Here is a 25,542-nt window from a genome sequence, read left to right on the forward strand (position 1 = left end):
CGTGAAAACTCCGGTTTAGCGCAGTTTTGACTGGATGAAGGCCATCTTGCAGACCTGTCAGAGAAGGGTTCTCTGAAAATCGCCCCGTTGAAAGAAGTAGAAGGGAACAGGTGATTCCGGCGCAAGGTCCGGGTCGGACTGAAGCCGCTCTCCCAGATCCGACAGAACCCGTTTGGTGATCATCGGCAGCTCATCCATGGCGCCTGCCTCATCCAAAGTGAGCCAGACGATGTCCTCCAGCTCTCCGGAGGGCCCTGTGCCGCTTTCGAGGCGCTCGGCGATGGCATCTGCAGAAACTGCAAGAAAGCGCGTGTCGAAGCGCCTGGAGCGGTTGGGCGGCGTGATGGCTCTTGCGATCATCCTCAAGGGCCCGAGATCGGGCTCGATGCCCCGCTCGGCAAAGTCCTCGAAGCCCTTGCCGAGACGGAGATTTTCGATCGCTTCTGCGCGACGGCCGATGAAGAGGCCTGCTTCCTCGAAGGTTTCACGGATCGCAGCCAGTGCGAATGCGCGCACGCGCGACCGGGTTTTGGGCCGTTTCAGCTGTTCTGACAGTTTTGCCTCGACGACGGGATGATAGCCAAGCGCGACCGGGATGCGGGAATCTGCCGGATCGACGCGGCCGCCTGGAAAGACGAATTTGCCGGGCATGAACGTGTGGCGCATATGGCGACGCCCCATCAGGACACGGGTGTCCTTGCCCTTGCCATCCAGGATGAGCAGGGTGGCGGCGTCCCTGGGCCGGATATAGGGGTGTTTTCCGCCTTGTTCATCCTTGGCCAGTTGGGCCGCCATGCCCGTCGTCATCTGTCCAGAGCTCATCAAGACCTCACGTGTGATAGTGCGCGGTTTCCGCCGGATCGGGTTCCGGGAGGTCTTCGGATGCGTCCGGATCGAAACCGTGCATGTAAAGCGCCCACTGCAGTCCGACGAGGGCTCCCTTGATCGGTTGCAGCATACCCAGGGACAGGATGATCGTCAGCGGCAACCAGAGCGCCATATGGACCCATATTTCGGGCCGGTACATGACCTCGACGATCAGCAGCGCGGGGATGATGATATGGCCGACGATCGTGATGGTGAAATAGGGAGGGGCATCATCGGCGCGGTGATGATGGATCTCTTCACCGCAGGCCTCACAGGCGTGGACCGTCTTCAGATAGCCCTTGAACAGCTTTCCCTTGCCGCAGGACGGGCAGCGGCACATGAGACCGCGCATCATCGCAGGAAGAATGCGGCGGGCCGGTTTTTCATCGGAGGCCGGTTCTTCGCCTTGCGCGGATCGGTAGGATACGTTCATCGTTTCTTGGTCCCGGGTTTCGACTTTGCCGAAGTCCTGGACCGGCGTGTGGGCTTGCGCTTGCTCGCGGATGCGGGTTTTTTCGACCCGGAGCCTCGAATGCGTTTGCCCGCAATACGTCCCGGGCTCAGCATTTCGAACCTCAGGGCACCTGCAAAGGGCGCAGCCTCAACCAGTTTGACTTCAACTCTGTCCCCAAGCTGGTAGGTTTCACCCGACTTGTCACCAATGAGAGAATGCGACCCTTCGTCATACCGGTAGTAGTCCAGGCCGATGGTCGAGGCGGGAATGAAACCGTCCGCACCGCTTTCATCGAGCCGAATGAACATTCCGGATTTGACCACACCGGCAATACGGCCCTGAAAAGTCGCGCCGATCCGGTCCGACATCCACAGTGCAATCAGTCGGTCGATGGTGTCGCGCTCGGCCAGCATTGCGCGACGTTCGGCCGCGGAGATTTCCCCACCGACGGCCTCGAGTTTTGCCTCGATGCCATCGGGCAGACCGTCATCGCCCAGACCAAGCGCCTTGATCAGGCCGCGGTGGACGATCAGATCGGCGTAGCGGCGGATCGGCGATGTGAAATGAGCGTAGCGGCGCAGGTTCAAGCCGAAATGGCCGATGTTCTGAGGTGCGTATTCCGCCTGGGCCTGGCTTCTGAGCACGACCTCATTGACCAGATGGGCCTGGGGCGTGTCCTTGACCTTCGCCAGAAGCCCGTTGAATACAGAGGGCCGCAGGCCGCCGCTTGAGGGCAGCTTCATGTTCAAGGTCGAGAGGAACTCCTTGAGGCTCTCGAGCTTTTCCGGAGTTGAGGCATCATGAATGCGGTAGAGCAGGGGAGACTTCTTCTTCTCCAGCGTTTCCGCGGCGGCCACATTGGCCTGGATCATGAACTCCTCGATCAGCTTGTGCGCATCGAGCCGTTCGGGAATGAAGACATAGTCCACTGTTCCATCGGGCTTCAGCTTGATCTTGCGCTCGGGCAAGTCGAGTTCCAGAGGCTCGCGTGCATCCCGGCCTGCCTTGAGAACTTCATAGGCGGCCCAGAGCGGCTTCAGGACACCATCGAGCAGGGTTTCCGTCTTTTCGTCCGTGACGCCGTCCACGGCCTTCTGAGCCTGAATGTAGGACAGTTTCGCAGCCGAGCGCATCAACACCCGGTGGAAAGTGTGGCTGATCTTGCGACCGCTCTTGTCGAAGACCATTCGCACGGCCATGGCCGGTCGGTCTTCCTTTTCGCGCAGGGAGCACAGGTCGTTGGAGATCCGTTCCGGCAGCATCGGAATGACACGGTCGGGAAAGTAGACCGAATTGCCGCGCAGATGTGCCTCGCGGTCAAGGGCGGTGCCTGGCCGGACGTAGTGAGCGACATCTGCGATGGCGACATAGACGACATGGCCACCTTCGTTGTCCGGATCCTCGTCAGGCTCGGCAAAGACGGCGTCGTCGTGATCCTTGGCGTCGGGCGGATCGATGGTGACGAGCGGTATCTTTCGCCAATCCTCGCGCTTGCCGAGTGTCACAGGCTCGGCTTTTTCGGCCTCAACCTCGACAGCATTGGGAAACACATGCGGGATCGAATGGGCCTGAAGGGCGATTTCGGACACCGCCTTTTCAGACTTCATCGATCCGAAGCGCTCGACGATTGCAGCACGCGGGGCACCATAGCGGCCTGTGCGCACAACCTGAACGCTGACCAGATCACCGTCTTGCGCATCCTTCAGGTCGGTCGGGTCGACGTCCAGTTCACGCTGCTTGCGGTCGATTGGCTCCAGAAACGGCGGACGGTTGCCTTCGCGGTTGCGCAGGATGCCAAGCACGGCTCCCTGTTGCTTTTCCAGCACCTTGATGACGCGGCCGGCGTGTTTTGCCTCCGGGCCACTGTCGATGTCTGCCAGCCGGACGAGCGCCCGGTCGCCAATCCCGGGTTGAGGCGTTTTGCCTTTACCCGTAAGCACAAGAACCTTCGGCGCTGGCCCTGCTTCGTCGTCCCAGTCGACAGGTTCGCCCAGAAGTTCGCCGTCGCCGTCGCGTGCGATCAGGCTGACGACGAAGACCGGCGGCAGGTCACCAGGACGGATCAAGCGTTTCTGACGACGCTCGACGACGCCTTCTTCGGCAAGATCCTTGAGAATTTTCTTCAACTGAATCCGTGCTGCGCCAATGATGCCAAAGTGTTTGGCGATCTCGCGCTTGCCCGCCTTGCCGGGGTTCTCGGCAATGAAGGTCATGATGTCTTCGGGGGAGGGAAACTGACCGGGGGTCTTTGCGCGGCCACCGGCCTTCCGACCGGCGGGCTTTTTCGGTCCTATCCGCCTGGCGCTCAAGAGCCGTCTTCCACGGTCGTGTCTTCAGCGGGCTTCTTTGCCTTGGCGGCTGTTTTCTTTGCGGCCGGCTTTTTGGCAGCTGCCTTTTTGGCCGCTGGCTTTTTTGCGGCGGTCTTCTTGGCTGCAGGCTTCTTTGCAGCCGCTTTTTTCTTTGTGCCGCCCTTGGCTGCCTTGTCGGCAATCAGCTGCACGGCCTGTTCCATGGTCACGGTCTGAGGATCCGTGTCCTTGGGCAGGGTCGCATTGATCTTGCCGTGTTTGACATAAGGCCCGTAACGACCGTCATAGACATTGATCGGACCGCCCTCCTCGGGATGCTCACCGAGCTCCTTGAGGGGTGTCGCCGCCGCACGGCCGCGGCCGCCCTTGGCGCGCTTTTCGGCGAGCGCATCGACGGCACGGTTGATGCCGACGGTGAAGACTTCTTCAGGTGCTGACAGGTTGGCGTAAGTGCCTTCATGCAGCACGAAAGGTCCATAGCGACCGATGCCTGCGGTGATCATCTTGCCGTCTTCGGGATGTGGCCCGACTTCGCGTGGCAGTGAGAGCAGCTCGAGGGCTTTCTCAAGGTCGATATCCGCCGCCGCCCAGCCTTTGGGCAGGGAAGAGCGTTTCGGCTTGGCTTCTTCGCCAAGCTGGACATAGGGGCCGAAGCGGCCGGTGCGCAAAGACACATCGAGGCCGGTTTCTGGATCCTGACCGAGAACCTTCGGGCCTTCGGACGCCTCACCATCGCCATCGCTTTTCGCAAGCTGGCGGGTGTAGTTGCACTCGGGGTAGTTGGAGCAGCCGATGAAGGCGCCAAAGCGGCTGACCTTCAGCGACAGCTGACCGTCGGAACAGGACGGGCAAGCGCGTGGTGCTGTTCCGTCTTCCTTTTCGGGGAAAATATGCGGTGCGAGCAGGTCGTTGAGGGCGTCAAGAACTTCGGAGACCCGAAGATCCTTGATCTCGTCGACTGCACCGGAGAAATCCTTCCAAAAGGCTTTCAGAACGTCCTGCCAGGACAACTCTCCCGCCGAGATCTTGTCGAGCTGTTCTTCCAGGCTGGCTGTGAAGTCGAACTCTACGTAGCGGTTGAAGAAGCTCTCCAGGAACGCGATGACGATGCGGCCCTTGTCCTGCGGGACAAGCTGCTTCTTCTCAAGCTCCACATAGTCGCGGTCCTGAAGGGTCTGTATGGTCGACGCATAGGTCGACGGTCTGCCGATGCTCAGCTCTTCCATCTTTTTGACCAGGCTCGCTTCCGTGTAACGGGGCGGCGGGGTCGTGAAGTGCTGTGATGCCTCGACCGGGTCGGCCTTGGCTTCAGCGGCGCCAAGGGCAAGGTTTGCGCCCTGGTCTACGGCAGGAAGGCGGCGGGAGGCTTCATCTTCCTCGTCGTCACGGCTTTCCTGGTAGAGCGCGAAGAAGCCGTCGAACCGCACGACAGAACCGGTCACACGCAAGGCTGCCTTCTTGCCGGAGCCATTGGCGTCGATTTCAATCGTGGTGCGCTCGAGCACGGCCGATTCCATCTGGCTGGCCATGGTGCGCTTCCAGATCAGGTCGTAGAGCCTTGCCTGGTCGGGATCGAGAAAACGGGCGACGTCTTTCGGGCGCCGGGTCAGGTCGGTCGGGCGAACCGCTTCGTGGGCCTCTTGCGCATTCTTTGCCTTTGTGGCGTAGAAACGCTGTTTTTCAGGCACGTATTTGTCGCCGAAGTCCTGGCCGATCACTGATCTGGCGGAGGAGATGGCTTCCTGCGCGATCTGCACGCCGTCCGTACGCATATAGGTGATGAGACCGGTGGTCTCGCCGCCGATGGAGATGCCCTCGTAGAGCTTCTGGGCCACCTGCATGGCGCGTGACGCGGAGAAGCCGAGCTTGCGGGAGGCTTCCTGTTGCAGCGTCGACGTGGTGAAGGGCGGCTGCGGATTGCGCTTGGTCGGCTTCGAGCTGACGCTGGCAACCGAGAAGCTTGCGGACTGCAGCATCGTCTTGATGGCAGTGGCTTCACCTTCGCTGGTGATGTCCAGACGGCCGATCTTCTTGCCGTCATAGCCAACGAGCGATGCGGGCAGGGCTTCCCCGCCAGGTGTCTTCAGATGCGCCAGGATCGACCAGTATTCCTGCGGCTTGAAGACCTCGATCTCCATCTCCCGGTCACACAGAAGGCGCAGGGCAACCGACTGCACGCGGCCCGCGGACCGGGCACCCGGCAGTTTGCGCCAGAGAACCGGCGACAACGTAAAGCCGACAAGATAGTCCAGCGCGCGGCGGGCCAGATAGGCGTCAACCAGCGGTGTGTCCAGCTGGCGCGGGTTCTCCATGGCCTCGAGAATGGACTTCTTGGTGATCGCGTTGAACACCACGCGCTCGACCGGCTTGTCCTTCAGGACCTTCTTCTTCTGCAGAACTTCCAGAACGTGCCATGAAATCGCTTCCCCCTCTCTATCGGGGTCAGTTGCGAGAATGAGGCTGTCGGCCTCCTTCATCGCGTTGGCTATCTCTGTAAGGCGCTTTTGGGATTTGCTGTCGACCTGCCAGCTCATGGCAAAATCTTCGTCGGGTTTGACCGAACCGTCCTTCGGAGGCAGATCGCGCACGTGACCATACGAAGCGAGCACGTTGTAATCCGAGCCGAGATATTTGTTGATCGTCTTGGCCTTGGCCGGCGATTCCACAATGACGAGTTTCATCAGTACCCAAACGCTGCTTGCCGGGATCGCTGCCCGCCGGGCGCGCTCCTGTGGCGGAAATGGAAATCTTGAACTGGCGACGATCATGGATCGAAGGCCGCCTGTCAAATGGACCTTTCGAACCCTTTGGTCAAGTCGAGGCTCAATCAGGCGGGTTATCCACGGCCCATGACAGTCAGGTCAAGGAGGCAAGGCGCTTCGTTTTCCAACCAAGTCTACAAGAGCAGTGACACCCGTTGCCCCCTGTGTCGTTCCAGCCGCCCGGCCAGCTCGAGTTCGAGCAACAGGACATGGATGGTTCTTGCCGTTTCTCCGGTAAATCGAATGAGTTCGTCGATCTCGACCGGTGTCGGACCAAGGGCGGAGAGCAGCTTGTCGCGTGCACGCTGACCGGGGTCACCACCATAGGGTGATTGATCGTCGCCGGGCTCGTCGATCTCCTGTGTAAATGGCAAGTCCGGTTCCAGACGGCCGGCAAGGGCATCCATGACGTCTCCCGCCGACGTCACGAGAGTTGCGCCCTGACGAATCAAGCCATTTGCGCCTTCCGAACGCGGGTCGAGCGGCGAACCGGGCACGGCGAAGATGTCGCGGTTCTGTTCCAACGCAAAACGGGCCGTGTGCAGGGAGCCGGAGCCCTTGGCAGCTTCGATGACAATCACGCCCAGCGCCATACCGGAGATCAGCCGGTTGCGGCGGGGGAAATCGCGTCCGCGCGGCTTCCAGCCCAGAGGCATTTCGGAAATGGCATTGCCACCGCTGTCGATGATGGCCGCCAGCAGGCGGTCATGTTCGGGGGGATAGAGAATGTCGATGCCGCCAGCAAAAACAGCAGTCGTACCTGAACCGAGTGCTGCCTCATGCGCTGCTGCATCAATCCCCCGCGCAAGTCCTGATGCGATGAGATGACCGTCTTGTCCAAGGTCACGGGAGAATTGAGCCGCCAGCTTTCTGCCGGAGAGTGACGCATTGCGCGCGCCCACAATGGCCACGGCCTTCGGCTCCGACAGTGCCGATCCACCTCGAACGGACAGAAGCGGCGGAGGGCCGTCGATGTGGCGCAGATGTTGCGGATAGTCAGCTTCGCCCAGGGCAACCAGGCGGGCGCCGACCCGGTCGTGGGCATCCAGCTCGGCTTCGGCCTCATGCAAGGGACAGATGCGAATGGCGGATTTTCCGCCCCGTTTTGAAAGGCCGGGCAGGGCATCCAGAGCGGCTTCTGCTGAACCGAAATGATTGATCAGGTCCCGGAAGGTCGCTGGGCCAACGTTTTCCGATCGGATCAATCGGAGCCAGGCGAGGCGCTGAGCCTCGTTTAATATCAGGGCGTTTTTGCTTGCCGCCCTGATATTCATCAGGTGGAGCTGCCTGGAGGTGGTTCGACGGGTTTGGACTTGTTGCCGATCTTGGTTTCCTCGCCGTTCAGCAGACGTTTGATGTTCTCATGGTGCTTCAAGAGCAGAATGAGCGTGAGTATGGCGAACATTGCCGCCATTTGCACGTCAGCGGCGGCAAAAAGCGCAAGGGGCGTCAAGATGCTGGCCACGAAGGCGGAAAGAGAGGAGTAGCGGAACAGAAATGCACAGGCGAGCCAGATTGCGCAGAACAAGAGCGCGAAGGGCCAGTTGAGACCAAGCAGAATACCGATATAGGTCGCAACGCCCTTGCCGCCCTTGAATTTCAGCCAAACCGGAAAGAGGTGGCCCAGAAAGGCGCCGAAGCCTGCGACCAGAGCCATCTCGGCACCGAAGAAGCATTTGATGACGAGGACGGCAAGCGTGCCCTTCAAGGCGTCACAGATAAGGGTCGCGGCGGCAAGCTTCTTGTTGCCGGTGCGCAGAACATTGGTCGCGCCGATGTTACCCGAACCGATCTCGCGCACATCGCCCATGCCGCCAAGGCGGGTAATGATCAGGCCGAAGGGGATGGAGCCGAGCAGATAGCCAAATGCCAAAACGGCGAGGACGTGATGCCAGGCAAGGTCCCAGCTGAATGGATCAGGCATTTTTGTGTTGTCTTTTCAAAATGGCACCAGCTTTTCAGGTCAAGCATGCTGTCTGCTTGTTCGAACGTCAATCGAGTTTGAGGCAATGTAACCTTATGCTTCTCGCGATCAAGTCCGCCGACGGCGTGCCGATTTGAAAACGGTGCTTAACAGCGGTCTGAAAGCGACCTGGCGGTACCTAGTTGCCTTTTTCTTCAGGCCGCTCCTGTTTTGCAGGGGATCGGCCTTGAGAAGCTTTGCTGCCAGCGGACCGCAAAGGTCTGCCTTGTGTTTTAGCCCGAGTATGGCGGTCATGACGGCAAAGAGCAGTGCGAACAGCGGATGTGTGGTGAAGCCAAAAAGGATCGACGCGACAAGGCAGGCGATAAGTGTTGCCAGCACTGTGCTTTGAAGGAATGCGGTTATGGCGAGCCAGATTGCGGCGGACATCAAACCTATGGGCCATGCAAGGCATGTGGCCACCCCAAGGAGAACAGCGGCTCCCTGACCGCCTCTGAACGACAGCCAAACAGGAAAGAGGTGTCCAAGGACTACGCTGAAGCCAAAGACAATCACTGGCAAATCGCTAGGCTGTTCACCCAGGGGAATATAGACCGCCAAAGCGCCCTTCATGGCATCGCATAGGAAGGTAAGGGCCGCGAGGGGTTTGCTGCCGGTGACAAGAAGAACGTTTGTTGCCCCGGTAAGCCCTGAGCCGGTCTGCCTGATGTCGCCATGACCGGCAAGTCTTGCGAAAAAATACCCGAATGGGATCGACCCTATCAGATAGCCGATCGCAGTTGCTACCGAGATCAACATTATCAATACAACGACGCCGACCCCAAAGTCACCCATTCCCAGTTACCCGTTACGCTTTCGCAAACCTCAATCGTAAGAGTAGACGGTCCGGCCTGCAACGATTGTGCGCAAGGTTCGGCCGGAGAAGCGCGCGTCCTCGAAGGGCGAATTTTTGGAGCGGGACTTGATTGCGCTTTTTTCCAGCACCCAGGGACGATCAGGATCGAAAACGATTACGTCAGCCGGCGCTCCAGCTGACAGGCGTCCCGACTCAAGACCAAGGCGGTCGGCGGGGTTGCAGGTCATGGTCGCGAGCAGGGGCATCAGGTCCATCTGCTCTGCGTGATAGAGCCGGAGTGCTGCGGCCAGCAAGGTCTCTAGCCCGAGTGCTCCATCCTCGGCTTCGGCCCAGGGGTGGCGTTTGGTTTCCACGTCCTGCGGATCATGGTTGGAGACGATTATGTCGATGGTACCGTCTGCCACGGCTGCGATCATTGACTGCCGATCGTCCTCGTCGCGCAGGGGCGGTGACATCTTGAAGAAGGTACGGTAGGGGCCGATGTCGTTTTCGTTCTGGGTCAGGTGGTTGATCGATACACCGGCCGTGATGTCGAGCCCGCGCTTCTTGCCTGCGCGGATGACATCGGCGCTGTCCGATGTGGAGATCAAATTGGCGTGGTAGCGGCTCTTGGCCATGCCGACGAGCCGCAGATCCCGCTCCAGCATGATGATTTCTGCTTCGCGGGGGACGCCAGACAGACCCTTCCAGCTGGCGTTCAACCCAGCATTCATGGTGCCACCCGCGAGATCCGGATCTTCCGTGTGGTGAACCACCAGGGCATTGAAATCGCGGGCATAGGTCATGATCCGGCGCATGATCTGCGCGTTGCGGACAGATTTGTGGCCGTTGATGAAGGCGACAGCGCCTGCCTCCTGAAGCAGGCCGATCTCCGTCATGTCGCAACCTTCGAGGCCCTTGGTCAGGGCGGCCATGGGCTTGACGTTGACGATCGCAGTATCGCGCGCGCGGCGCAGGATGAAGTCCACTAGCGCCGGATCGTCGATGATCGGATCTGTCTCGGGCATGGTGACGATGGTCGTGATGCCGCCGCTCGCGGCAGCCTTGGAGGCCGAAGCAAAGGTCTCGCGGTGCTCGGCGCCCGGTTCGCCTACGCTGACACACATGTCGATCAGGCCAGGTCCGGCGACCGCGCCGGCGCAGTCGATGATCTCTGCGCCGTAAGGAGCGCCCTGGTTGGCCGCTTCCGGACCGGCCGCGAGAATGGTGCCGTCGGCGATGATCACGGATCCGGGGGCATCCAGGCCGCGCGCAGGATCGATCACCCTTGCGTTGGAAAGAACCAGGGGTTTGGGCGTGTCTATGGCCACTGGATTTGTCCTTAGCTGTTCGGCAGATGGGCGGCGAGCGCCTCGAGCACCGCCATGCGCACGGCAACGCCCATTTCCACCTGTTCGCGAATGAGGCTCTGCGGCCCGTCGGCCACTTCCGGATCGATTTCCACGCCACGGTTCATCGGGCCGGGGTGCATCACCAGGGCGTCCTCGCGTGCATAACTCAGCTTGTCCCTGTCGAGACCGTAGTAGCGGTAGTATTCGCGTACCGAGGGAATGAAGGCGCCACTCATGCGCTCGCGCTGCAGGCGCAGCATCATGACGATGTCGGCACCCTTGAGGCCTTCGCGCATGTCGCGGAAGACTTCCACGCCCATCTTCTCGATGCCACCCGGCAACAAAGTGGAGGGGGCGATCACCCGGACCCTGGCACCCAGCGCATTGAGCAGGATGATGTTGGAGCGTGCAACACGGGAATGAGTGATGTCGCCGCATATGGCAACGGTCAGGCGCGCGATCTTGCCCTTGTGCCGACGGATCGTCAGCGCGTCGAGCAGAGCCTGGGTCGGATGCTCGTGCGGGCCGTCACCGGCGTTGACCACGGAGCATCCGATCTTGCGCGCCAGCAGATGCACCGCTCCGGCGGCATGGTGGCGGACCACCAGAAGGTCGGGATGCATGGCGTTCAGCGTCGCGGCAGTGTCGATCAGGGTCTCGCCCTTTTTCACCGACGACTGGGACACAGCCATGTTCATCACATCGGCGCCGAGCCGTTTTCCGGCCAACTCGAAGGATGATTGGGTTCTGGTGGAGGCCTCGAAAAACAGGTTGATCTGCGTCCGGCCGCGAAGCACGGGCTTTATCTTTTCGACCCGGCGGCTGACCTCAACGGCTTCATCCGCACGGTCAAGCAGACCGAGAATTTCGTGGGGTTGAAGTCCTTCAATGCCCAGCAAATGACGATGGGGGAAAGAACTCAGTCGATGGGGATCAGGTGCGCTCATCGAGATCATGCCTATAGGTGCAAAAGAGCGGTTCTACAAGGAAAGAATCTCGGAAGGCGGAGCTGTCCACACACCAGTCATTCTTTGACCAATTAGCCAAAAAGCAGGACTGCGAGCGGAATTGTGAAGGTCGCGGCCAGCGTTTGAAGGGTAATGATCTCCGCCATCAGTTTCGCATCACCGCCCATCTGTCTGGCAAGCAAATAGGAATTGCTCGCTGCAGGAACAGCCGAGGCGATGATGACGATGGTCTGGGCGGTGCCGCTGATACCGAAAAGATGCACAAAGCCGAAGGCGATCAGGGGCATGAAAACCGGACGCAGGAATGCGCCGAGTGTCAGCGCGGGACCCGGTCGGCGCAGCGAAGAGAGGTCAAGTCCGGCGCCCACGCAGATGATTCCAATCGGCAAGGACGCCCGTCCCAGTATTTCGAGCGTATCGTCAACCGCACCGGGCAGAGATACGCCCAGCACATTTACGATCACGCCAGCGCCAATTGAGAGGATAAAGGGATTGGAATAGAGATCGCGCGCGATCTTGCGCGGGCTTGGTTTGGTGCCGCTGGCATAGTGGGACAGCACCAGTATGCTGGCGATATTCAGGACCGGGATCATGAACACCATGGCAATTGCCAATATGGCGAGCCCTTCCTCGCCGACCACATTATTGGCAATGGCGAGGGCGATCATCGCGTTCCAGCGTGCCGTGCCCTGAAAGATTGACGTGAAGCGTGGTCCCTCAATGCCGAATGCCCGTTCCAGGACGGGGCGCAACAACAGCAGCGCGATGATCATCGCGAAGATGCTCGACAGCAATGCTGCGCCCATGTTGAGGGTCGGTACGCGGGAAAAGTCGACACCTGCAATCGTGCGGAACAGAACGGCGGGAAAGAGCAAATAGTAGGCGAGGCGCTCGACCCCGCGCCACTGCTGGTCGCTGATCAGGCCTGTCCGAGCCATGAGATAACCCGATGCGATCACGAGAATGACAGGCAGAATAGCGGCAAGGGTCATGAACATGGCGGGACCAAGGGTAAGGAAGCTGACAGCGGACTCGGTAAGGCAGGCAAACTAGTCGTCTGCTGCGGGCAGGTCAAAGGAGGTATGTGGCGGTGCGTTGGGGGAGGTGAAGACGGTCTAGTCTTCCCCAAACAGCCCTGATGAACTCATATGACCAAGCCGGTCGAGAAAGCCTTGCAGGATGTAGGCTGCTGCCATCTTGTCGACGACTTCTGCGCGCCGGGCACGGCTTGAATCGGCCTCCAGCAATGTGCGGGTCACGGCGGCGGTCGACAGGCGCTCATCCCAATAGGTGATGGGCAGCTCCGTCTTGGGCGCAAGGTTGCGCGTAAAGGCACGGGTGGCCTGAACCCTTGGTCCCTCGCTGCCATCCATGTTGAGCGGCAGGCCAAGAACGATGCCGCCCACATCCTGCTGCGCGCAGATCTTGAGAAGCTGCTCGGCATCGAGGGTGAATTTCTTGCGCCTGATTGTTTCCATCGGCGAGGCGATCCCGCGGCCGACGTCGGACAGCGCAAGGCCGATGGTCTTGGTGCCAAGATCAAGCCCGATCAACCGTTTGGTCGCGGGCGTGGCCTGAACAAAGTCTTCAAGCGAAAGGGAAGGGTCATTTGCCATATCCGGGCTTTATCAGGCGCGGAGGCTGAAGGCCAGAGAAAGGCGGCGTGCTGACTATTGAGGTCCTGGAAAGATGCCGTGCCTCCGCTGATGGCGCTTTTCCGGTGTGCGGAACGACCATTGGGGGAGTTGCAACACCGGCTGGGGTTGACTAGCTCATGCGGGAGAGGGCGGCCTTTGCAGCGCTCAAGAGGTGCCGCCGCAGGGACTTTTCCGCTTCACGGGCGTTGCTGTCCAGGATCGCGGTGACAATCGCCGTGTGTTCTTCGTTGGATTTGGTCATCCGGGCGGCGATCCGGAGCTGTGACTTGCGGAAGGGGGCGAGTTTCAGCCGAAGTCCGTTGGCGACCTCGATCAGCTCTTCATTGTGCGTGCCGGCAAAGATGGCGGTGTGAAAGTCCGTATTGGCCCGTTCGTAGTCGTCATAGCGACCATTTTCAGCCATCTCCGCCATGGAGAGATGGAGCTCCTCAAGAGCTGCCCTTTCACTCATCGTCATGCGCTGGGCGGCGAGGCGGCCACAGGTGGCTTCGATTTCGCTCATGGTCTCGAACAGGTTGTCGATCCGCTCGCGTGTTATGTTGGCAACGATGACACCACGATAGGGCACTCGCTCTGCAAGCGATCGCGAGGCCAGCACATGGAGTGCTTCGCGCACGGGCGTGCGGGACACGCCGAAGCGTTCGGTCAGCGCCAACTCGTCCAGCTTGCTGCCACCTTCCAGTTTGCCTGAAATGATTTCTGCCTCGAGTTGATCGGCGATGATCGCGCTGTGGAGCCGCTTGGGCGCATCTTCGGTTTCGTTCTGGAGAGACGTCATGTGATCAGGGGTGCCGTGGGGAAGAGGCATCTCGCGATGTCATTGTTGTTGAGTGGGTCCGCTTGCTTTGCGAAATGATCGAAGCAATTTCCGACGGATCGGGCAAGGGGCAAAGGAGATTTCCGACAAGAATGGTGGGACCAGACCCGCTTGGCCGCTGAAACTTCATCAGGATGAATTCAAACGGCCTGCTTGAGCCGTTCTTGATAAGCGCATAACGAATTGCAGGATTGATTACGCAGCCAGTCTTTCAGATCGTCGAGCGGCATGCTCTTTGCGAAATAATAGCCCTGAAGGCAATTGGCACCGAGACGGGTTGCAAATTCGGCGTGCTGCAGTGTTTCCACGCCCTCGGCCACTGTCTTGCAGTCCAGTTTGCGCGCCATGTCGAAGGTCGATTCCAGAATGGCTCTTATGCGATCATCCTCGAAGGCGCCGACAATGATCGAACGATCGATCTTGAGGAAGTCGACGGGAAGCCTGGCCAACCGCGCGATGTTGGAATAGCCCTTGCCAAAATCATCGATTGAAACCTTGTAGCCGCTCTTGTTCAAACTGTTGAACGCTTCCACGGCCTGGTCTTCAGAGACAAACAGGGCGTCTTCCGTGACTTCAATCTCAAGTCTTGCGGCGTCAAAGCCGAGTTCGTCGCGGATGGCGTCGACACTTTGAACGAACCCGGGTGTCACGAAGTGGCCAGGACCGATGTTGACGGACATAAAGATGTCATGCCCGGCTTTGGCCAGAGCCATCTGATCTTTCATTGCACGTTTGAGGACCCATTCCCCGAGGGCGGAGATCGCGGGAGAATTGGCGATCGCAGGAAGCCAGAAATCCGGCATGAAGCGGCCATATTCGGGATGGTTCCACCGCACCAGTGCCTCGACCCCACGGACTTTCCGCCGGTTGGCGCAGATCTTCGGCTGGTACTCGAGAAAAAAGCCGTCCGTTTCGACCGCGTTGAGAACGTCTCGGCGAATTTCAGCCGTCGATCGGGCGCCGATTTCAGGCGCGTAGAGCTCTGACCGGTTCTTGCCGCTGTTCTTGGCGTGATACATGGCGATATCAGCGCGCTTGATCAGCTCCTCGACGTCCTGTCCGTCCTGGGGGAAGCGTGAACAGCCAATGCTGGCGCTCTTGTTCAGTGTGAACGGCAGTTCCGGAGCCGGGGCGGCCAGTTCAGTCCGAAGGGCATCCAGAAAAGCCTGGATTTCGTCTTTCTCGACCAGGCCCTGAATCATGATGATGAATTCGTCTCCGCCAATACGGGCCACAATCGGGCTTGCCAGAGAGTTGGGGGCGGGTTCGCTGCCGCTGGCCAGATGGTTGCGGGTCGTCCCAAGTATCTGGTTGGCGCATGCCCTGAGCAACTGGTCGCCTGCATCATGACCATGGAGGTCATTGACCTCCTTGAAGTTGTCCAGATCGATGAGCACCATAATGCCACCGGTGACGCCGTGTTAGCTGCCTGCAAGGATCGGGGCGGCGACCGACTGCAGGTGGGCCCGGTTCGGCAAGCCGGTGATCGTGTCACTGAAGGCCAGTGCCTCGATCTTTCGTCCCGATTCCGTGACCCGCCGGACCATGGTGTTGTAGCTGTCCCGGAAGTCCTTGATTTCCTCAAAGGGAAACAGGTCATTCTTGCTTTCGACGGCATGGAGCTGTCGTTCGCGCGCGTTGGTCTTCATGACCGTGACGAGCCGTTCCAACGGCGCAGACAAGGACCGTGCGAATAGCAAGCCAATGGCCAGAGTACCTGCCAGGGCGACGGCAAGGATGAGGAAAACCGAGGATCGGTTCTGATAGACCTTGTCGTAGATCTCGGAGATCGGCTGGGGAACCATCACACCCCAGCCGGGCCCGGGCACAGAGGTCAGGCCGGCGATCATGTTGCCCTTGAGCGCTGGCGAATAGAATTCCTCAATCCCGGTTTCGCCGTTCATCATGCGTGCCACGGATGACACCTTGGAGATGTTCTTTCTGCTCGCGATCCAGTCTTCTCGGGGATGGGCAAGAACATTGCCGAACTGGTCCACGATGGCCGCATGGCCCTGAACGCCGAAACTGATGCTTTCGCCGAGCCTTACAAAATACCGCGTGCTGACTTCGCCAATTGCATAATGGGTTCCAAAGTCGCGTATCACGTAGAGGACATTCTCGCCCTCGTGGTTTTCCATGACATTTGAAAACACCGTTTGCGACGGGACTGCGAATTTGGAAAGGGCGGAAAATACAGCGGGGTCGACTTCCTCGACAGGCGGATGCCCGAAGGTCGTCATTTGCTGCCATACTTCGCCGGTTGTCTTGTCGATATTGAGAATGCATAGCATGTTCAGCTGCTGGAGCAGACGCTTCATGGCATCGGTGGATGCTCCCTGCGTCAGGGTCGCGCTAACGGACTCAAATGCGGCGACCACGTCCTGTTGGTACCGCTCCAAGGCAAAGCTGAGGTTTCGGGCGATCAGAAGATGCCGATCTTCGACTTCGGCGAATTCTCGCTTGACACCAATATGATACGACCAGGCGCTGAAAATGAGCGTCGGGATCAACGTCGCGATTGCAAAAAGTATTATTAAAAAACTTCTGATCTTCATTCGGGGTTTGCCTTTTGGTGTTGATCAGGTCAATGCAATCCTACCGATTGATAACATTCGAGAATGTCGCGTTGCTCGGATTATTTAGCCTTAAAAACATCCTTTCGATTAGTAAAACTTGAGTACTACATGTTAAAAATACCTAAAAGCAGCCATTAAATATGATAATGATGTCATTTATTGATATTTTCATTTGGATGGGGTGGCTGGCGTTGATCTGTCTTCTAGGTCACCTGGAAAACAATCTATTTTTTATTTTGTGAAAGTATTTGTGCAATATTCGCTCAGCCAGGTTGGTTACGGATCGTTACACCCGCCAGAACAGGCGACGAGACTGGGCGGTGTTGCGTTTGGCGGTAGCGTTTGAAGTGCAGGTATTTGCAGCGTTTTAGTCGGAAAAGCCTCGCCTCTGACGTGTATGGATTAGTGGCGTTGCTTTTCCTGCCTGGCCCTGATGGAACCGTCAGATTTGTCGCTGCAGTGTCATTCAATGCGCGTATTCGAGACTGGTCTCTTTGCGATAGCCAGCCACGAGGGAGCGCCAGCTATGACCGACAATGACACTTATGATCTGTCCTGGGATGAATGGGATGAACTGGTTCGTCCGACGGAAGAAGAAACCGAATTCGACCGTGTGGTTGCCTCCGGTCTGTCTCGCCGCGGTTTTTTGAGCGGCCTGGTGGCCTTTGGCTCCGGTGCTGCCGTCATGGGTCTTGGCACCGGTGCAAGTCTGCTGAATTCAACGGCGGTTCAGGCTGCAGGCCGTTTCGGTTTCACGCCAGTGGGCGTTGCAACCGATGCAACGGTTCATGTTCCCGATGGTTACACTTGTGACATTCTGGTCAAGTGGGGCGACAAGCTCTTCTCTGATGCAGCTGATTTTGACCATGCGACAGGCGGCGACGTTGCCTCCTCCGATCGCGTCTTCGGCGAAAATACGGATGGCATGGAGCTTTTTGCGATCGGCGACAGGCAGATCATCGCTGTGAACAGCGAATATGCCAACCCGAAGCTGAACCTGCCAAAAAATCAAGATGGCAAACCGATATCCGCCGACGATGTGCTGAAGCTGCAGAACCTGCAGGGCGTAACGGTCATGGAAGTGGTGGAAGAGGGCGACGACTGGCACGTTGTTGTCGACAGCCCGTTCAACCGCCGCATAACCCACAACACGCCGATGAAGATCTCGGGCCCGGCCTCAGGCCATGACCTGTTGAAGACTGGCGCAGATCCTTCAGGTACGGAGTCGCTCGGGACGTACAATAACTGCGGCGCGGGCAAGACGCCCTGGGGCACGTATCTGACCTGCGAAGAAAACTTCAACGGCTACTTCGGCTCCACGGACGCCGACCTCGACCTGCCGGCCGACTTCAAGCGTTACGGCATCGGCATCAAGAGCCGCTACGACTATGAGAAGTTCGACACGCGTTTCGATATTTCCAAGAACATCAATGAACCGCGCCGCGCTGGTTACATCGTTGAGATCGATCCGGCCAAACCGGACTCGACGCCTGTCAAACGCACGGCACTCGGCCGTTTCAAGCATGAAAACGCTGCCTGCACTGTCGCACGTGACGGACGGGTCATCGTTTACATGGGCGATGATGAACGTGGTGAGTTTCTCTACAAGTTCGTCTCCAGAGACGTTTATGTTCCCGGTGCTTCCACAGACGGGCTTCTGGACGAGGGCACGCTTTACGTTGCCAAATTCTCCGATGACGGCAACGGCGAATGGCTTGCGCTGACCGAAGAGACCACCGGCATGAGCCAGGCCGAGATCTGCATTTTCAGCCGCCTCGCAGCTTCCAAGGTTGGTGCAACCACCATGGACCGGCCGGAGTGGGTGGCCGTGAATCCGATTGCTGTCGAAGCTTACTGCGCGCTGACCAACAACAAGAACCGCGGCGTCAAGACCAACGCGGGCGGTGATGAAACGCCGGTCGGGGGTCCGAACCCGCGTGAGAAGAACAATTACGGCCAGATCGTTCGCTGGTACCCGGAAAATGACGATCATGTCTCCAGCACCTTCAAGTGGGACCTGTTTGTCATGGCCGGAAACCCGGACGTCCATGGTGACAGCCCGTATGCCGGTTCCTCCAACATCAACTCCGGCAACATGTTCAACTCGCCGGACGGCATGATGTTCGACACATCCGGTCTGCTCTGGATCCAGACGGACGGCAATTACAAGAACGAAGGCGATTTTGCCGGCATGGGCAACAATCAGATGCTGGTCGGCGATCCGGCAACCGGCCAGATTGAGCGTTTCATGACTGTGCCTTACGGTGCCGAAGTGACTGGCATCACATGGTCGGCTGACAAGCGCACACTGTTTGTCGGCATCCAGCATCCGGCTGCACCGTTCCCGGACGGTGAGGGCAAACTGGCACGTTCCTGTGTGGTTGCGGTCAAGCGCGCGGATAACGCCATGATCGGCTGACCGGCAACATCATCTGTTGAATGCAAAACGCGCCGGGCAAGCCCGGCGCGTTTTGTTATTTCAAGAAAGGTCGTTCTGAAAATTACCGAACAATCGGCTCTTTCAGATCTTCCGGCTTCTTGTCCTTGATGATTTCCCAGTTCAGGGTCGCGTTGGTGATGTGACCTTCGATATCGCCCTCGAAACGCTTTTGAACACCAAGGCTGTTGTTCAGGTAGAGCTTGCCGTCGACGATTTTCCAGGCTTCGGGCACAACCGGGACCTTGAAGCCCATGGCGGCGCCAAATGCACAGTACCCGCCATATTGCGGGGCGTATTTGGCAGGATCAGCCTCGAATTTGTCGCGGTTCTCGGCGGAAGCGAATTTCCAGGTCACATCGTCATAAACGGCCGTGAACTCGTCAGTTCCGGCAACAGGCTTGCCTTCTGTGAAATAGGCAACCGGGTCGGTGCCGCCGATGGCTGCATCGTCGGTCACGAATGTGGTGATTTCGTCAGCAAGGGCAGGGCCTGCGAAAAAGGTCGAAGTCAGAACGAGGCCGGTGAGGGCTGATTTGATGAAGGTCATCTGATTACGTCTCCCAAGGGTCATATCCGAACGGCAGTGCGGGCTGCCGGCTTGCCTCCAAGAAATGCGTCTGTCTGTTTCGCTTTGCCAATCACTCCTCATCACGGAAACGGCACAGGAGCGCGATCTGGTGTGTTTCCAGTTCCTGGATGTGGATTGACGGCAGGAGACTTGGGGGCGGTGAGGCCCAGAACCAGATGGACGGCCGCTTCAATGTCATCCGGGCTGACCGGTTGATCGCGGACATGAAGCTTGAAATACACAAGTCCCAGAAGCAGATCGATCCGTGTTTCCATATCGGCTTCAAAAGAGGTGGCGATAAATATCTGCCGAAGAGCAAGCCGCCGCGCGTCCTCCGCCTCCTGCAGGACTGCTGCCAGCTGTGGCTGGTTTTTCAGCGCGCTCACCGATTTGATCGCTCGACCCAAAGGTGTGTCCTGAAGCGCCTCGACGAGGTTCGACAGATAGAGGCGCAGGTCCTGGGCGACGTTGCCCCGCCGGGGCGCTGGTGGGCTGACCCTGTTCAGCGCAGCACGCAGGCTTGCCGCGACGAGTGAAGTCTTGTCCGGCCAGCGCCGGTAAACGGCCTGCTTGCTGGTGCGCGCCCGGGCTGCCAGCCGAGCAACGGTTGCCGCTTCAAAACCTTCTTCAGCGAGGGTGAGGAGCGCAGCATCGAGCAATGCTGCCGTCACGCGTTCAGCTTGCGGCCGTCCGCTGGGCGCTGATTGGCTGGAGAGCGACGGCCCGGTCATGATCGCACAATCCAAATTCGGTTACTATTGGTACCGTAATTGACTTATTTTCTCATTTCCAGCAAGGGCGGAGCTTGTTTCACGAAGCGTTTTGCGAAAAACAGGTCCCAGACAAGAGGCCTGAACCGGCCTGATTGCAGTTCAAACGGAGAAAACCCCATGTCCGTCGATACCGACACGGTCAAACGCGTGGCCCATCTGGCGCGCATCAAGGTCACTGACGATGCGGCCGAGCGCATGACCGGCGAGCTCAACGCCATTCTCGGCTTCGTCGAGCAACTGGATGAAGTGAACATCGACGGCATTGAGCCTATGACCTCCGTTGTCGAGCAAACCATGAAGAAGCGCGTCGATGGCGTCACCGACGGTGGCTATGCAGCTGACGTCGTCGCCAATGCGCCCATGACGGAAGACAACTTCTTCATGGTGCCGAAAGTCGTCGAGTAAACCGGAGCCTGCCGTGACCGTTGCCATTTCCATCGAGACGCCCCTGCAGGACGATATCCGCGCGCTTGTCGGTGAGTTGAGCGATCTTTTGCTCAGCCTGACTCCGGCCGACGCCTGTCATCATCTCACTGCGGAGCAGATGGCGGGCGCACAAACCACGGTGTTTGTGGCGCGTGTTGATGGCGAGGCTGCGGCTTGCGGGGCGCTCCACCGGCACGGCGACGGCATAGCGGAAGTCAAGCGCATGTACACCCGGCCCGGGTTTCAGGGGCAGGGGCTTGGAGCAAGGATCCTCGGACAGATCATCGATCTCGCCCAGGAGGAAGGCTTTCGTGAGCTGGTGCTGGAAACCGGCTGGAACTACGAGGCTGCCAAGCATCTTTACGAGCGCAACGGCTTTGCGCGCTGCGGCGCCATTCTCGACTATCCGGCACATGCCGAGTCCATTTTCTATTCCCGGCCGCTTTCGGCCGAAACAGAGACCTAGATCATGACCGACCTGACCAAACTGACCATTGCCGAGGCGCGCGAAAAGCTCGCCAACAAGGACTTTACCGCGCTGGAACTGACCGAGGCCTTTCTCGGAAACATCGAGGCCGGCAATGGTGCGATCAATGCCTATGTCGCAGTAACCGGCGACAAGGCACGCGAGATGGCCAAGGCCTCCGATGAGAAGCTCGCCAAGGGCGAGGGCGGAGCCCTGGAAGGCATTCCCCTCGGCATCAAGGACCTGTTTGCGACCAAGGGCGTTCATACGCAGGCGTGTTCGCATATTCTCGACGGCTTTGAGCCTGTCTACGAATCCACCGTCACCTCCAACCTGTGGGCCGACGGCGCGGTGATGCTTGGCAAGCTCAACATGGATGAGTTTGCAATGGGGTCGTCCAACGAGACGTCTCACTACGGCAATGTGATCAATCCCTACCGCAAGAATGGCTCCAACCAGGACCTGGTTCCCGGAGGCTCTTCCGGTGGCTCGGCGGCATCTGTCGCAGCTCGCATGTGCATGGGCGCAACGGCAACGGACACGGGCGGATCCATCCGTCAGCCAGCAGCATTCACCGGCACCGTCGGTATCAAGCCGACCTATGGCCGCTGTTCGCGCTGGGGAACAATTGCCTTTGCATCTTCACTGGACCAGGCAGGCCCAATCACGCAGACGGTTCGTGACAGCGCTATCCTGCTGAAATCCATGGCATCGGTGGACGACAAGGACACAACCTCCGTTGACATCGAAGTGCCGGACTACGAGGCGGCGATCGGCAAGTCGGTCAAGGGCCTGAAGATCGGCATTCCTGCTGAATACCGCATGGACGGAATGGCGGGCGAGATCGAGGAGCTTTGGCAGAAAGGCATCGAGTGGCTGAAGGCTGCGGGCGCGGAAATCGTCGACATTTCCCTGCCGCATACAAAATACGCGCTGCCGGCCTATTACATCGTTGCACCGGCGGAAGCCTCTTCCAACCTTGCCCGTTACGACGGTGTTCGCTACGGCCTGCGCGTTCCTGGCACGGACATCGCCGACATGTATGAAAACACCCGTGCTGCCGGCTTCGGCGACGAGGTCAAACGCCGGATCCTGATCGGCACCTACGTGCTGTCGGCCGGTTACTACGATGCCTATTACCTCAAGGCGCAGAAAGTCCGTAACCTGATCAAGCGGGACTTTGACCTTGCCTGGGCCAATGGTGTTGATGCGATCCTGACGCCCGCGACGCCATCTGCCGCCTTCGGTATCGCCGACCAGGACATGCATTCCGACCCGGTGAAGATGTACATGCAGGACGTGTTCACGGTGACGGTGAACATGGCCGGACTTCCGGGCATTTCCGTCCCGGCGGGCCTCAGCAATGACGGACTGCCGCTGGGTCTGCAGTTGATCGGCAAGCCTTTCGACGAGAGCACTCTGTTCCAGCTTGGCTCTGTCATTGAAGACGCCGCAGGTTCGTTTGAACCGGAAAAATGGTGGGGCTGATTTTGCCTCGATCAGGGCCGCGATGCATGTCGCGGCCTTTTTCTTTTTGATCTGATCTTCCCTGACAGCCTCGCCACGGCGCAGTATCAGGTTTCGTTTCGAGCTCTTGAGACATCCGAATGCATGACATTGAAACTATCGTCATCGGGGCTGGCGTGGTCGGCATTGCTGCGGCCCGGGCGCTGGCTTTGTCCGGGCGTGAAGTCATGGTGCTGGAGCGCCATGACCTGATCGGGTCGGAGACGAGTGCCCGCAATTCCGAAGTCATCCATGCCGGGATCTATTATCCCAAGGACAGTCTGAAGGCGCGGCTTTGCGTCGAGGGCAAGGCGCAGCTTTATGATTTCTGTAGCGCCAACGGTGTGCCTCATGAACGGATCGGCAAGCTGATCGTTGCCAGCACTGACGCGCAGGTCGGTGATCTTGAGGGTATTCGCGCAAAGGCCCAGGCCAACGGTGTCGGTGACTTGCGGTTTCTTACAGGTGCCGAGGCGCGGGGGCTGGAGCCGGCTCTTTCTTGCAAAGGAGCTTTGCTTTCGCCTTCGACCGGCATCATTGACACCCACGCCTACATGCTGGCGCTTCAAGGTGAACTGGAAGCCAATGGCGGGCAGGTGGTTCTCAACACCGAGGTTACGAGCGTTTCGGCGTTGGAGAATGGCGGCTACCGCCTCAACGTTGGACCGGAGGGGGAAGACGGTTATGCGATCACCTGCCGAGAGCTGATCATTTCGGCCGGCCACGGAGCGCCTGGTCTGTCGGCCATGTTGCCAGGAACGAAACCGCCCAAGGCTTATCTGGCAAAGGGTAACTACTTCAAGCTGACGGGGAAGGCACCATTCTCACAGCTGATCTATCCGGTTCCGGAGCCTGGCGGTCTTGGTGTCCATCTGACGCTTGATTTACAGCATCAGGCCCGGTTCGGTCCGGATGTGGAATGGGTCGAGAGTTTTGACTACCGGGTCAATCCGGCGAGGGGAGATGCGTTTTACGCAGCGATCCGCCAATATTGGCCCGGCCTTGAAGACGGAGCTCTGGTGGCGGATTACTCAGGCATCCGGCCCAAGATCTCCGCTCAGGGAGAGGCTGCCGCCGACTTCCGTATTGATGACCCATCCGAGCATGGGCGCGAAGGCTTGGTCGCGCTCTATGGCATAGAGTCTCCCGGACTGACGGCTTCTCTCGCGATTGCCGATGAAGTCGTGAAAAAGATGCAGTGAGACAGCCGCTGGGCGGCTGTCTCTTTGGTTGTTAGCAGTTGTTCAGCTGGGCGCGAACGCGTTTCAGACCGAGGCGGGTGACCCGGTATGGACCTCCGGCCCTGGATGAAATGTAGCGCCGGCGCTTCAGCTTCCTGAAAAGAGTGAGGTCGCATCCGCCCCAGAACCAGCCGTCGCGTGTGACTGTGCTGGTTTTGATGATATGTCCACGATCGTCCTTTTCAACGAGGATACGACCGCCTTGAGCCAACAGGTGCAACGCCCGTTGCTCCGCTTTGGAGATGTCCATTGGATGTGAAGTCTTTTGAAATGCGCGTCAAAAACCGTTCGCTGCAGCAGGCGCATGCAGCGTGGTGTCTCACAGGGTCCGATCAACATGTGACCGGGCTTTAGCGGGCCTCTCGGCGAAAGCGCATAAAAACTCCAAAGGATTACGGTGCCAATTTAAGACTGGCAGGCGTTATTGCAATCGAAAAACGTTCTGGTTTCGCAGCTCAGCTGCTTTCGGCCGGCCAGTAGCCATTTTCGGAATTTCTGGAGACAGCAAACGTCTCGACATCATCGGACCCACACCTGGCGCAATGCAGGGAGACTGCGATCTCTTTCACGCAGGTCTCGGGCGGAAAGCGGTGTGTCGCCATGTACCGGAACCGGCTGCAATGGTTGCACTTCAGGCCCAGGCGCTGGTCATTTTCCCCGAGGTCAGAAATCGTGGCATCTTCTGGCGATTTGGTGTCGGTCTTCTGAAGCATTCGTCAATTTCTTGAATTGAATAAATAAACTTGATTAAATATTTAGGGCAAAGCCCGCTGTCGTCAATAGAGCGAACAGGTTTTTTTTGATCGATTCTTCTTGCAGTTTCATGAGTTTACGATCTCGATGTAATGGAAACAGGGTGTTATCTGCCAGGTTATTTCCAGAAGTTTCTTGAGTTTTTTTTGTGATCGGTAGCTTCAGGTCACCGAAGTTTGCTGAAATTCGGCCGCTGGTGTTGATTTCAGGCCGGAGAGCATAAATCCCTGCTCGCATTCGGCGGCAGCTCAAGCTAAACAGACGACATGTTGACACTTTCTGACACATGGCTGGATCTGTTCGGCTTGGCTGGCTTTCTCAACCCGCTTGCGCTCATCATTGGTGCCGGCATGGGGTGGCGCGCAGATCAGGTTTCCAAGATCGCGATCGCGGGCTTTGCCGGCGCGGTTCTGTCGCTTTTCATCGAGACGGCCTGGAACTTCACGGGATTGCCGACACCGATCCCGCATGATGCCGGTGCGCTTGCGATGCTGCCCTTCCGCTTTGTCGGGGCAGCTGTTGTTGCAGGGATTGCCTATTTCATTGCTGGTCGTCGCAAACGGTAGCGATTTAACTCTAGTTCTGCATCCATTCCCTGAACAGGGCGGCGTTGGGGCAGTCCTCGAACGGCGCTGTTGCGCCCGCGGCATTGTCTTGAAGCCACTTTGCGCACTGGCGGGTGTGTGAACAGCACATGCAGCGGCTTGCAGCCGTTCTGAGCTCACCTTCAAGGCATTTGCCACGGGCGTCCGGATCCATCGCGCCGATGGTTTCCAGCATCTGACCCATGAGATGAGCCCGTTCGCTCATCTTGTTCATCCAGTTCATGGCGCGCTTCTCCCGTTGC

The 25,542-nt window shown here is 58.6% G+C and carries 25 protein-coding genes; 6 read left to right on the plus strand and 19 right to left on the minus strand.

Going from position 1 to position 25,542, the window contains the following annotated elements; all coding sequences use genetic code 11:
- Positions 1-57: 57 nt before the first annotated feature.
- From ABJZ52_RS01460 to ABJZ52_RS01525, 14 genes are all read right to left on the minus strand, one after another.
- Positions 58-822: an NUDIX hydrolase gene (locus tag ABJZ52_RS01460; protein WP_348190531.1), complete on the minus strand. Its 765-nt coding sequence runs from the start codon at positions 820-822 to the stop codon at positions 58-60.
- A 7-nt stretch (positions 823-829) separates the two neighbouring features.
- The gene (locus ABJZ52_RS01465; protein ID WP_348190533.1) at positions 830-1,300 is read right to left on the minus strand and encodes a DUF983 domain-containing protein; all 471 of its coding nucleotides are present in this window, start codon (positions 1,298-1,300) and stop codon (positions 830-832) included.
- A complete protein-coding gene (gene rnr / locus ABJZ52_RS01470; protein ID WP_348190536.1) occupies positions 1,297-3,534 on the minus strand; it encodes a ribonuclease R in 2,238 nt (745 codons plus the stop codon). Before rnr ends, ABJZ52_RS01465 begins: the two co-directional genes overlap by 4 nt.
- 92 nt (positions 3,535-3,626) lie before the next feature.
- Positions 3,627-6,311, minus strand: coding sequence for a type I DNA topoisomerase (gene topA / locus ABJZ52_RS01475; protein WP_348190550.1), 2,685 nt, complete (start codon positions 6,309-6,311; stop codon positions 3,627-3,629).
- 215 nt (positions 6,312-6,526) lie between these two features.
- Complete coding sequence (gene dprA / locus ABJZ52_RS01480; protein WP_348190539.1) at positions 6,527-7,666, minus strand: DNA-processing protein DprA; 1,140 nt, start codon at positions 7,664-7,666, stop codon at positions 6,527-6,529.
- The gene (gene plsY / locus ABJZ52_RS01485) at positions 7,666-8,316 is read right to left on the minus strand and encodes a glycerol-3-phosphate 1-O-acyltransferase PlsY (RefSeq protein ID WP_348190542.1); all 651 of its coding nucleotides are present in this window, start codon (positions 8,314-8,316) and stop codon (positions 7,666-7,668) included. The genes dprA and plsY overlap by 1 nt, the downstream gene beginning before the upstream one ends.
- Positions 8,317-8,424: 108 nt before the next feature.
- Entirely contained in the window at positions 8,425-9,150 is a 726-nt protein-coding gene (locus ABJZ52_RS01490; RefSeq protein ID WP_348190544.1) for a glycerol-3-phosphate acyltransferase, read from the minus strand.
- A gap of 30 nt (positions 9,151-9,180) precedes the next feature.
- Positions 9,181-10,482 (minus strand): dihydroorotase, encoded by a 1,302-nt coding sequence (locus ABJZ52_RS01495; protein ID WP_348199803.1) that lies wholly within the window; start codon positions 10,480-10,482, stop codon positions 9,181-9,183.
- Between the two features lie 11 nt (positions 10,483-10,493).
- The gene (locus tag ABJZ52_RS01500; protein ID WP_348189078.1) at positions 10,494-11,459 is read right to left on the minus strand and encodes an aspartate carbamoyltransferase catalytic subunit; all 966 of its coding nucleotides are present in this window, start codon (positions 11,457-11,459) and stop codon (positions 10,494-10,496) included.
- A gap of 83 nt (positions 11,460-11,542) precedes the next feature.
- A complete protein-coding gene (locus ABJZ52_RS01505; protein ID WP_348189080.1) occupies positions 11,543-12,469 on the minus strand; it encodes an AEC family transporter in 927 nt (308 codons plus the stop codon).
- A gap of 117 nt (positions 12,470-12,586) precedes the next feature.
- Positions 12,587-13,087 (minus strand): Holliday junction resolvase RuvX, encoded by a 501-nt coding sequence (ruvX, locus tag ABJZ52_RS01510; RefSeq protein ID WP_348189082.1) that lies wholly within the window; start codon positions 13,085-13,087, stop codon positions 12,587-12,589.
- A gap of 151 nt (positions 13,088-13,238) precedes the next feature.
- Positions 13,239-13,937 carry a GntR family transcriptional regulator gene (locus ABJZ52_RS01515; RefSeq protein WP_348189084.1) on the minus strand — a complete coding sequence of 233 codons (699 nt, stop codon included), beginning with the start codon at positions 13,935-13,937 and terminating at the stop codon, positions 13,239-13,241.
- Between the two features lie 149 nt (positions 13,938-14,086).
- Positions 14,087-15,346: a bifunctional diguanylate cyclase/phosphodiesterase gene (locus ABJZ52_RS01520; RefSeq protein ID WP_348189086.1), complete on the minus strand. Its 1,260-nt coding sequence runs from the start codon at positions 15,344-15,346 to the stop codon at positions 14,087-14,089.
- 21 nt (positions 15,347-15,367) lie between these two features.
- Positions 15,368-16,501 (minus strand): hypothetical protein, encoded by a 1,134-nt coding sequence (locus ABJZ52_RS01525; protein ID WP_348189088.1) that lies wholly within the window; start codon positions 16,499-16,501, stop codon positions 15,368-15,370.
- A gap of 547 nt (positions 16,502-17,048) precedes the next feature.
- On the opposite strand from ABJZ52_RS01525, the gene ABJZ52_RS01530 reads away from it, so the two are divergent.
- On the plus strand, positions 17,049-18,941 hold the full coding sequence (locus ABJZ52_RS01530; protein ID WP_348189090.1) for a PhoX family phosphatase: 1,893 nt from the start codon (positions 17,049-17,051) through the stop codon (positions 18,939-18,941).
- A gap of 82 nt (positions 18,942-19,023) precedes the next feature.
- Here ABJZ52_RS01530 and ABJZ52_RS01535 read toward each other — a convergent pair whose 3' ends face one another.
- Positions 19,024-19,509 (minus strand): YHS domain-containing (seleno)protein, encoded by a 486-nt coding sequence (locus tag ABJZ52_RS01535; protein ID WP_348189092.1) that lies wholly within the window; start codon positions 19,507-19,509, stop codon positions 19,024-19,026.
- Positions 19,510-19,610: 101 nt separating this feature from the next.
- A complete protein-coding gene (locus ABJZ52_RS01540; protein ID WP_348189094.1) occupies positions 19,611-20,261 on the minus strand; it encodes a helix-turn-helix domain-containing protein in 651 nt (216 codons plus the stop codon).
- 159 nt (positions 20,262-20,420) lie between these two features.
- Between ABJZ52_RS01540 and gatC the strand changes: the two genes are divergently transcribed.
- From gatC to ABJZ52_RS01560, 4 genes are all read left to right on the plus strand, one after another.
- A complete protein-coding gene (gene gatC, locus ABJZ52_RS01545) occupies positions 20,421-20,708 on the plus strand; it encodes an Asp-tRNA(Asn)/Glu-tRNA(Gln) amidotransferase subunit GatC (RefSeq protein WP_348189096.1) in 288 nt (95 codons plus the stop codon).
- A 13-nt stretch (positions 20,709-20,721) separates the two neighbouring features.
- Complete coding sequence (locus ABJZ52_RS01550; RefSeq protein WP_348189098.1) at positions 20,722-21,195, plus strand: GNAT family N-acetyltransferase; 474 nt, start codon at positions 20,722-20,724, stop codon at positions 21,193-21,195.
- 3 nt (positions 21,196-21,198) lie between these two features.
- The gene (gatA, locus tag ABJZ52_RS01555) at positions 21,199-22,683 is read left to right on the plus strand and encodes an Asp-tRNA(Asn)/Glu-tRNA(Gln) amidotransferase subunit GatA (protein WP_348189100.1); all 1,485 of its coding nucleotides are present in this window, start codon (positions 21,199-21,201) and stop codon (positions 22,681-22,683) included.
- Between the two features lie 119 nt (positions 22,684-22,802).
- Positions 22,803-23,903, plus strand: coding sequence for an NAD(P)/FAD-dependent oxidoreductase (locus tag ABJZ52_RS01560; protein ID WP_348189102.1), 1,101 nt, complete (start codon positions 22,803-22,805; stop codon positions 23,901-23,903).
- A gap of 31 nt (positions 23,904-23,934) precedes the next feature.
- On the opposite strand, the gene ABJZ52_RS01565 is transcribed toward ABJZ52_RS01560, so the two are convergent.
- A complete protein-coding gene (locus ABJZ52_RS01565; protein WP_348189104.1) occupies positions 23,935-24,192 on the minus strand; it encodes a YjhX family toxin in 258 nt (85 codons plus the stop codon).
- A gap of 205 nt (positions 24,193-24,397) precedes the next feature.
- Complete coding sequence (locus ABJZ52_RS01570) at positions 24,398-24,655, minus strand: hypothetical protein (protein ID WP_348189106.1); 258 nt, start codon at positions 24,653-24,655, stop codon at positions 24,398-24,400.
- A gap of 306 nt (positions 24,656-24,961) precedes the next feature.
- On the opposite strand from ABJZ52_RS01570, the gene ABJZ52_RS01575 reads away from it, so the two are divergent.
- Entirely contained in the window at positions 24,962-25,261 is a 300-nt protein-coding gene (locus tag ABJZ52_RS01575; RefSeq protein ID WP_348189108.1) for a phosphatidylglycerophosphatase, read from the plus strand.
- Positions 25,262-25,271: 10 nt separating this feature from the next.
- Here ABJZ52_RS01575 and ABJZ52_RS01580 read toward each other — a convergent pair whose 3' ends face one another.
- Positions 25,272-25,523 (minus strand): DUF6455 family protein, encoded by a 252-nt coding sequence (locus tag ABJZ52_RS01580; protein WP_348189110.1) that lies wholly within the window; start codon positions 25,521-25,523, stop codon positions 25,272-25,274.
- Positions 25,524-25,542 lie beyond the last annotated feature (19 nt).

Origin of the sequence: Roseibium sp. (assembly GCF_039982295.1) — a bacterium.
Classification (GTDB): Bacteria; Pseudomonadota; Alphaproteobacteria; order Rhizobiales; family Stappiaceae; genus Roseibium.

Coding starts and splice junctions, on each gene's coding strand:
- ABJZ52_RS01460 (WP_348190531.1), bottom strand. CDS start 822: ATGAGCTCTGGACAGATGACGACGGGCATGGCGGCCCAACTGGCCAAG.
- ABJZ52_RS01465 (WP_348190533.1), bottom strand. CDS start 1,300: ATGAACGTATCCTACCGATCCGCGCAAGGCGAAGAACCGGCCTCCGAT.
- rnr (WP_348190536.1), bottom strand. CDS start 3,534: ATGACCTTCATTGCCGAGAACCCCGGCAAGGCGGGCAAGCGCGAGATC.
- topA (WP_348190550.1), bottom strand. CDS start 6,311: ATGAAACTCGTCATTGTGGAATCGCCGGCCAAGGCCAAGACGATCAAC.
- dprA (WP_348190539.1), bottom strand. CDS start 7,666: ATGAATATCAGGGCGGCAAGCAAAAACGCCCTGATATTAAACGAGGCT.
- plsY (WP_348190542.1), bottom strand. CDS start 8,316: ATGCCTGATCCATTCAGCTGGGACCTTGCCTGGCATCACGTCCTCGCC.
- ABJZ52_RS01490 (WP_348190544.1), bottom strand. CDS start 9,150: ATGGGTGACTTTGGGGTCGGCGTCGTTGTATTGATAATGTTGATCTCG.
- ABJZ52_RS01500 (WP_348189078.1), bottom strand. CDS start 11,459: ATGATCTCGATGAGCGCACCTGATCCCCATCGACTGAGTTCTTTCCCC.
- ABJZ52_RS01505 (WP_348189080.1), bottom strand. CDS start 12,469: ATGTTCATGACCCTTGCCGCTATTCTGCCTGTCATTCTCGTGATCGCA.
- ruvX (WP_348189082.1), bottom strand. CDS start 13,087: ATGGCAAATGACCCTTCCCTTTCGCTTGAAGACTTTGTTCAGGCCACG.
- ABJZ52_RS01515 (WP_348189084.1), bottom strand. CDS start 13,937: ATGCCTCTTCCCCACGGCACCCCTGATCACATGACGTCTCTCCAGAAC.
- ABJZ52_RS01520 (WP_348189086.1), bottom strand. CDS start 15,346: ATGGTGCTCATCGATCTGGACAACTTCAAGGAGGTCAATGACCTCCAT.
- ABJZ52_RS01525 (WP_348189088.1), bottom strand. CDS start 16,501: ATGAAGATCAGAAGTTTTTTAATAATACTTTTTGCAATCGCGACGTTG.
- ABJZ52_RS01530 (WP_348189090.1), top strand. CDS start 17,049: ATGACCGACAATGACACTTATGATCTGTCCTGGGATGAATGGGATGAA.
- ABJZ52_RS01535 (WP_348189092.1), bottom strand. CDS start 19,509: ATGACCTTCATCAAATCAGCCCTCACCGGCCTCGTTCTGACTTCGACC.
- ABJZ52_RS01540 (WP_348189094.1), bottom strand. CDS start 20,261: ATGACCGGGCCGTCGCTCTCCAGCCAATCAGCGCCCAGCGGACGGCCG.
- gatC (WP_348189096.1), top strand. CDS start 20,421: ATGTCCGTCGATACCGACACGGTCAAACGCGTGGCCCATCTGGCGCGC.
- gatA (WP_348189100.1), top strand. CDS start 21,199: ATGACCGACCTGACCAAACTGACCATTGCCGAGGCGCGCGAAAAGCTC.
- ABJZ52_RS01560 (WP_348189102.1), top strand. CDS start 22,803: ATGCATGACATTGAAACTATCGTCATCGGGGCTGGCGTGGTCGGCATT.
- ABJZ52_RS01565 (WP_348189104.1), bottom strand. CDS start 24,192: ATGGACATCTCCAAAGCGGAGCAACGGGCGTTGCACCTGTTGGCTCAA.
- ABJZ52_RS01570 (WP_348189106.1), bottom strand. CDS start 24,655: ATGCTTCAGAAGACCGACACCAAATCGCCAGAAGATGCCACGATTTCT.
- ABJZ52_RS01575 (WP_348189108.1), top strand. CDS start 24,962: ATGTTGACACTTTCTGACACATGGCTGGATCTGTTCGGCTTGGCTGGC.
- ABJZ52_RS01580 (WP_348189110.1), bottom strand. CDS start 25,523: ATGAACTGGATGAACAAGATGAGCGAACGGGCTCATCTCATGGGTCAG.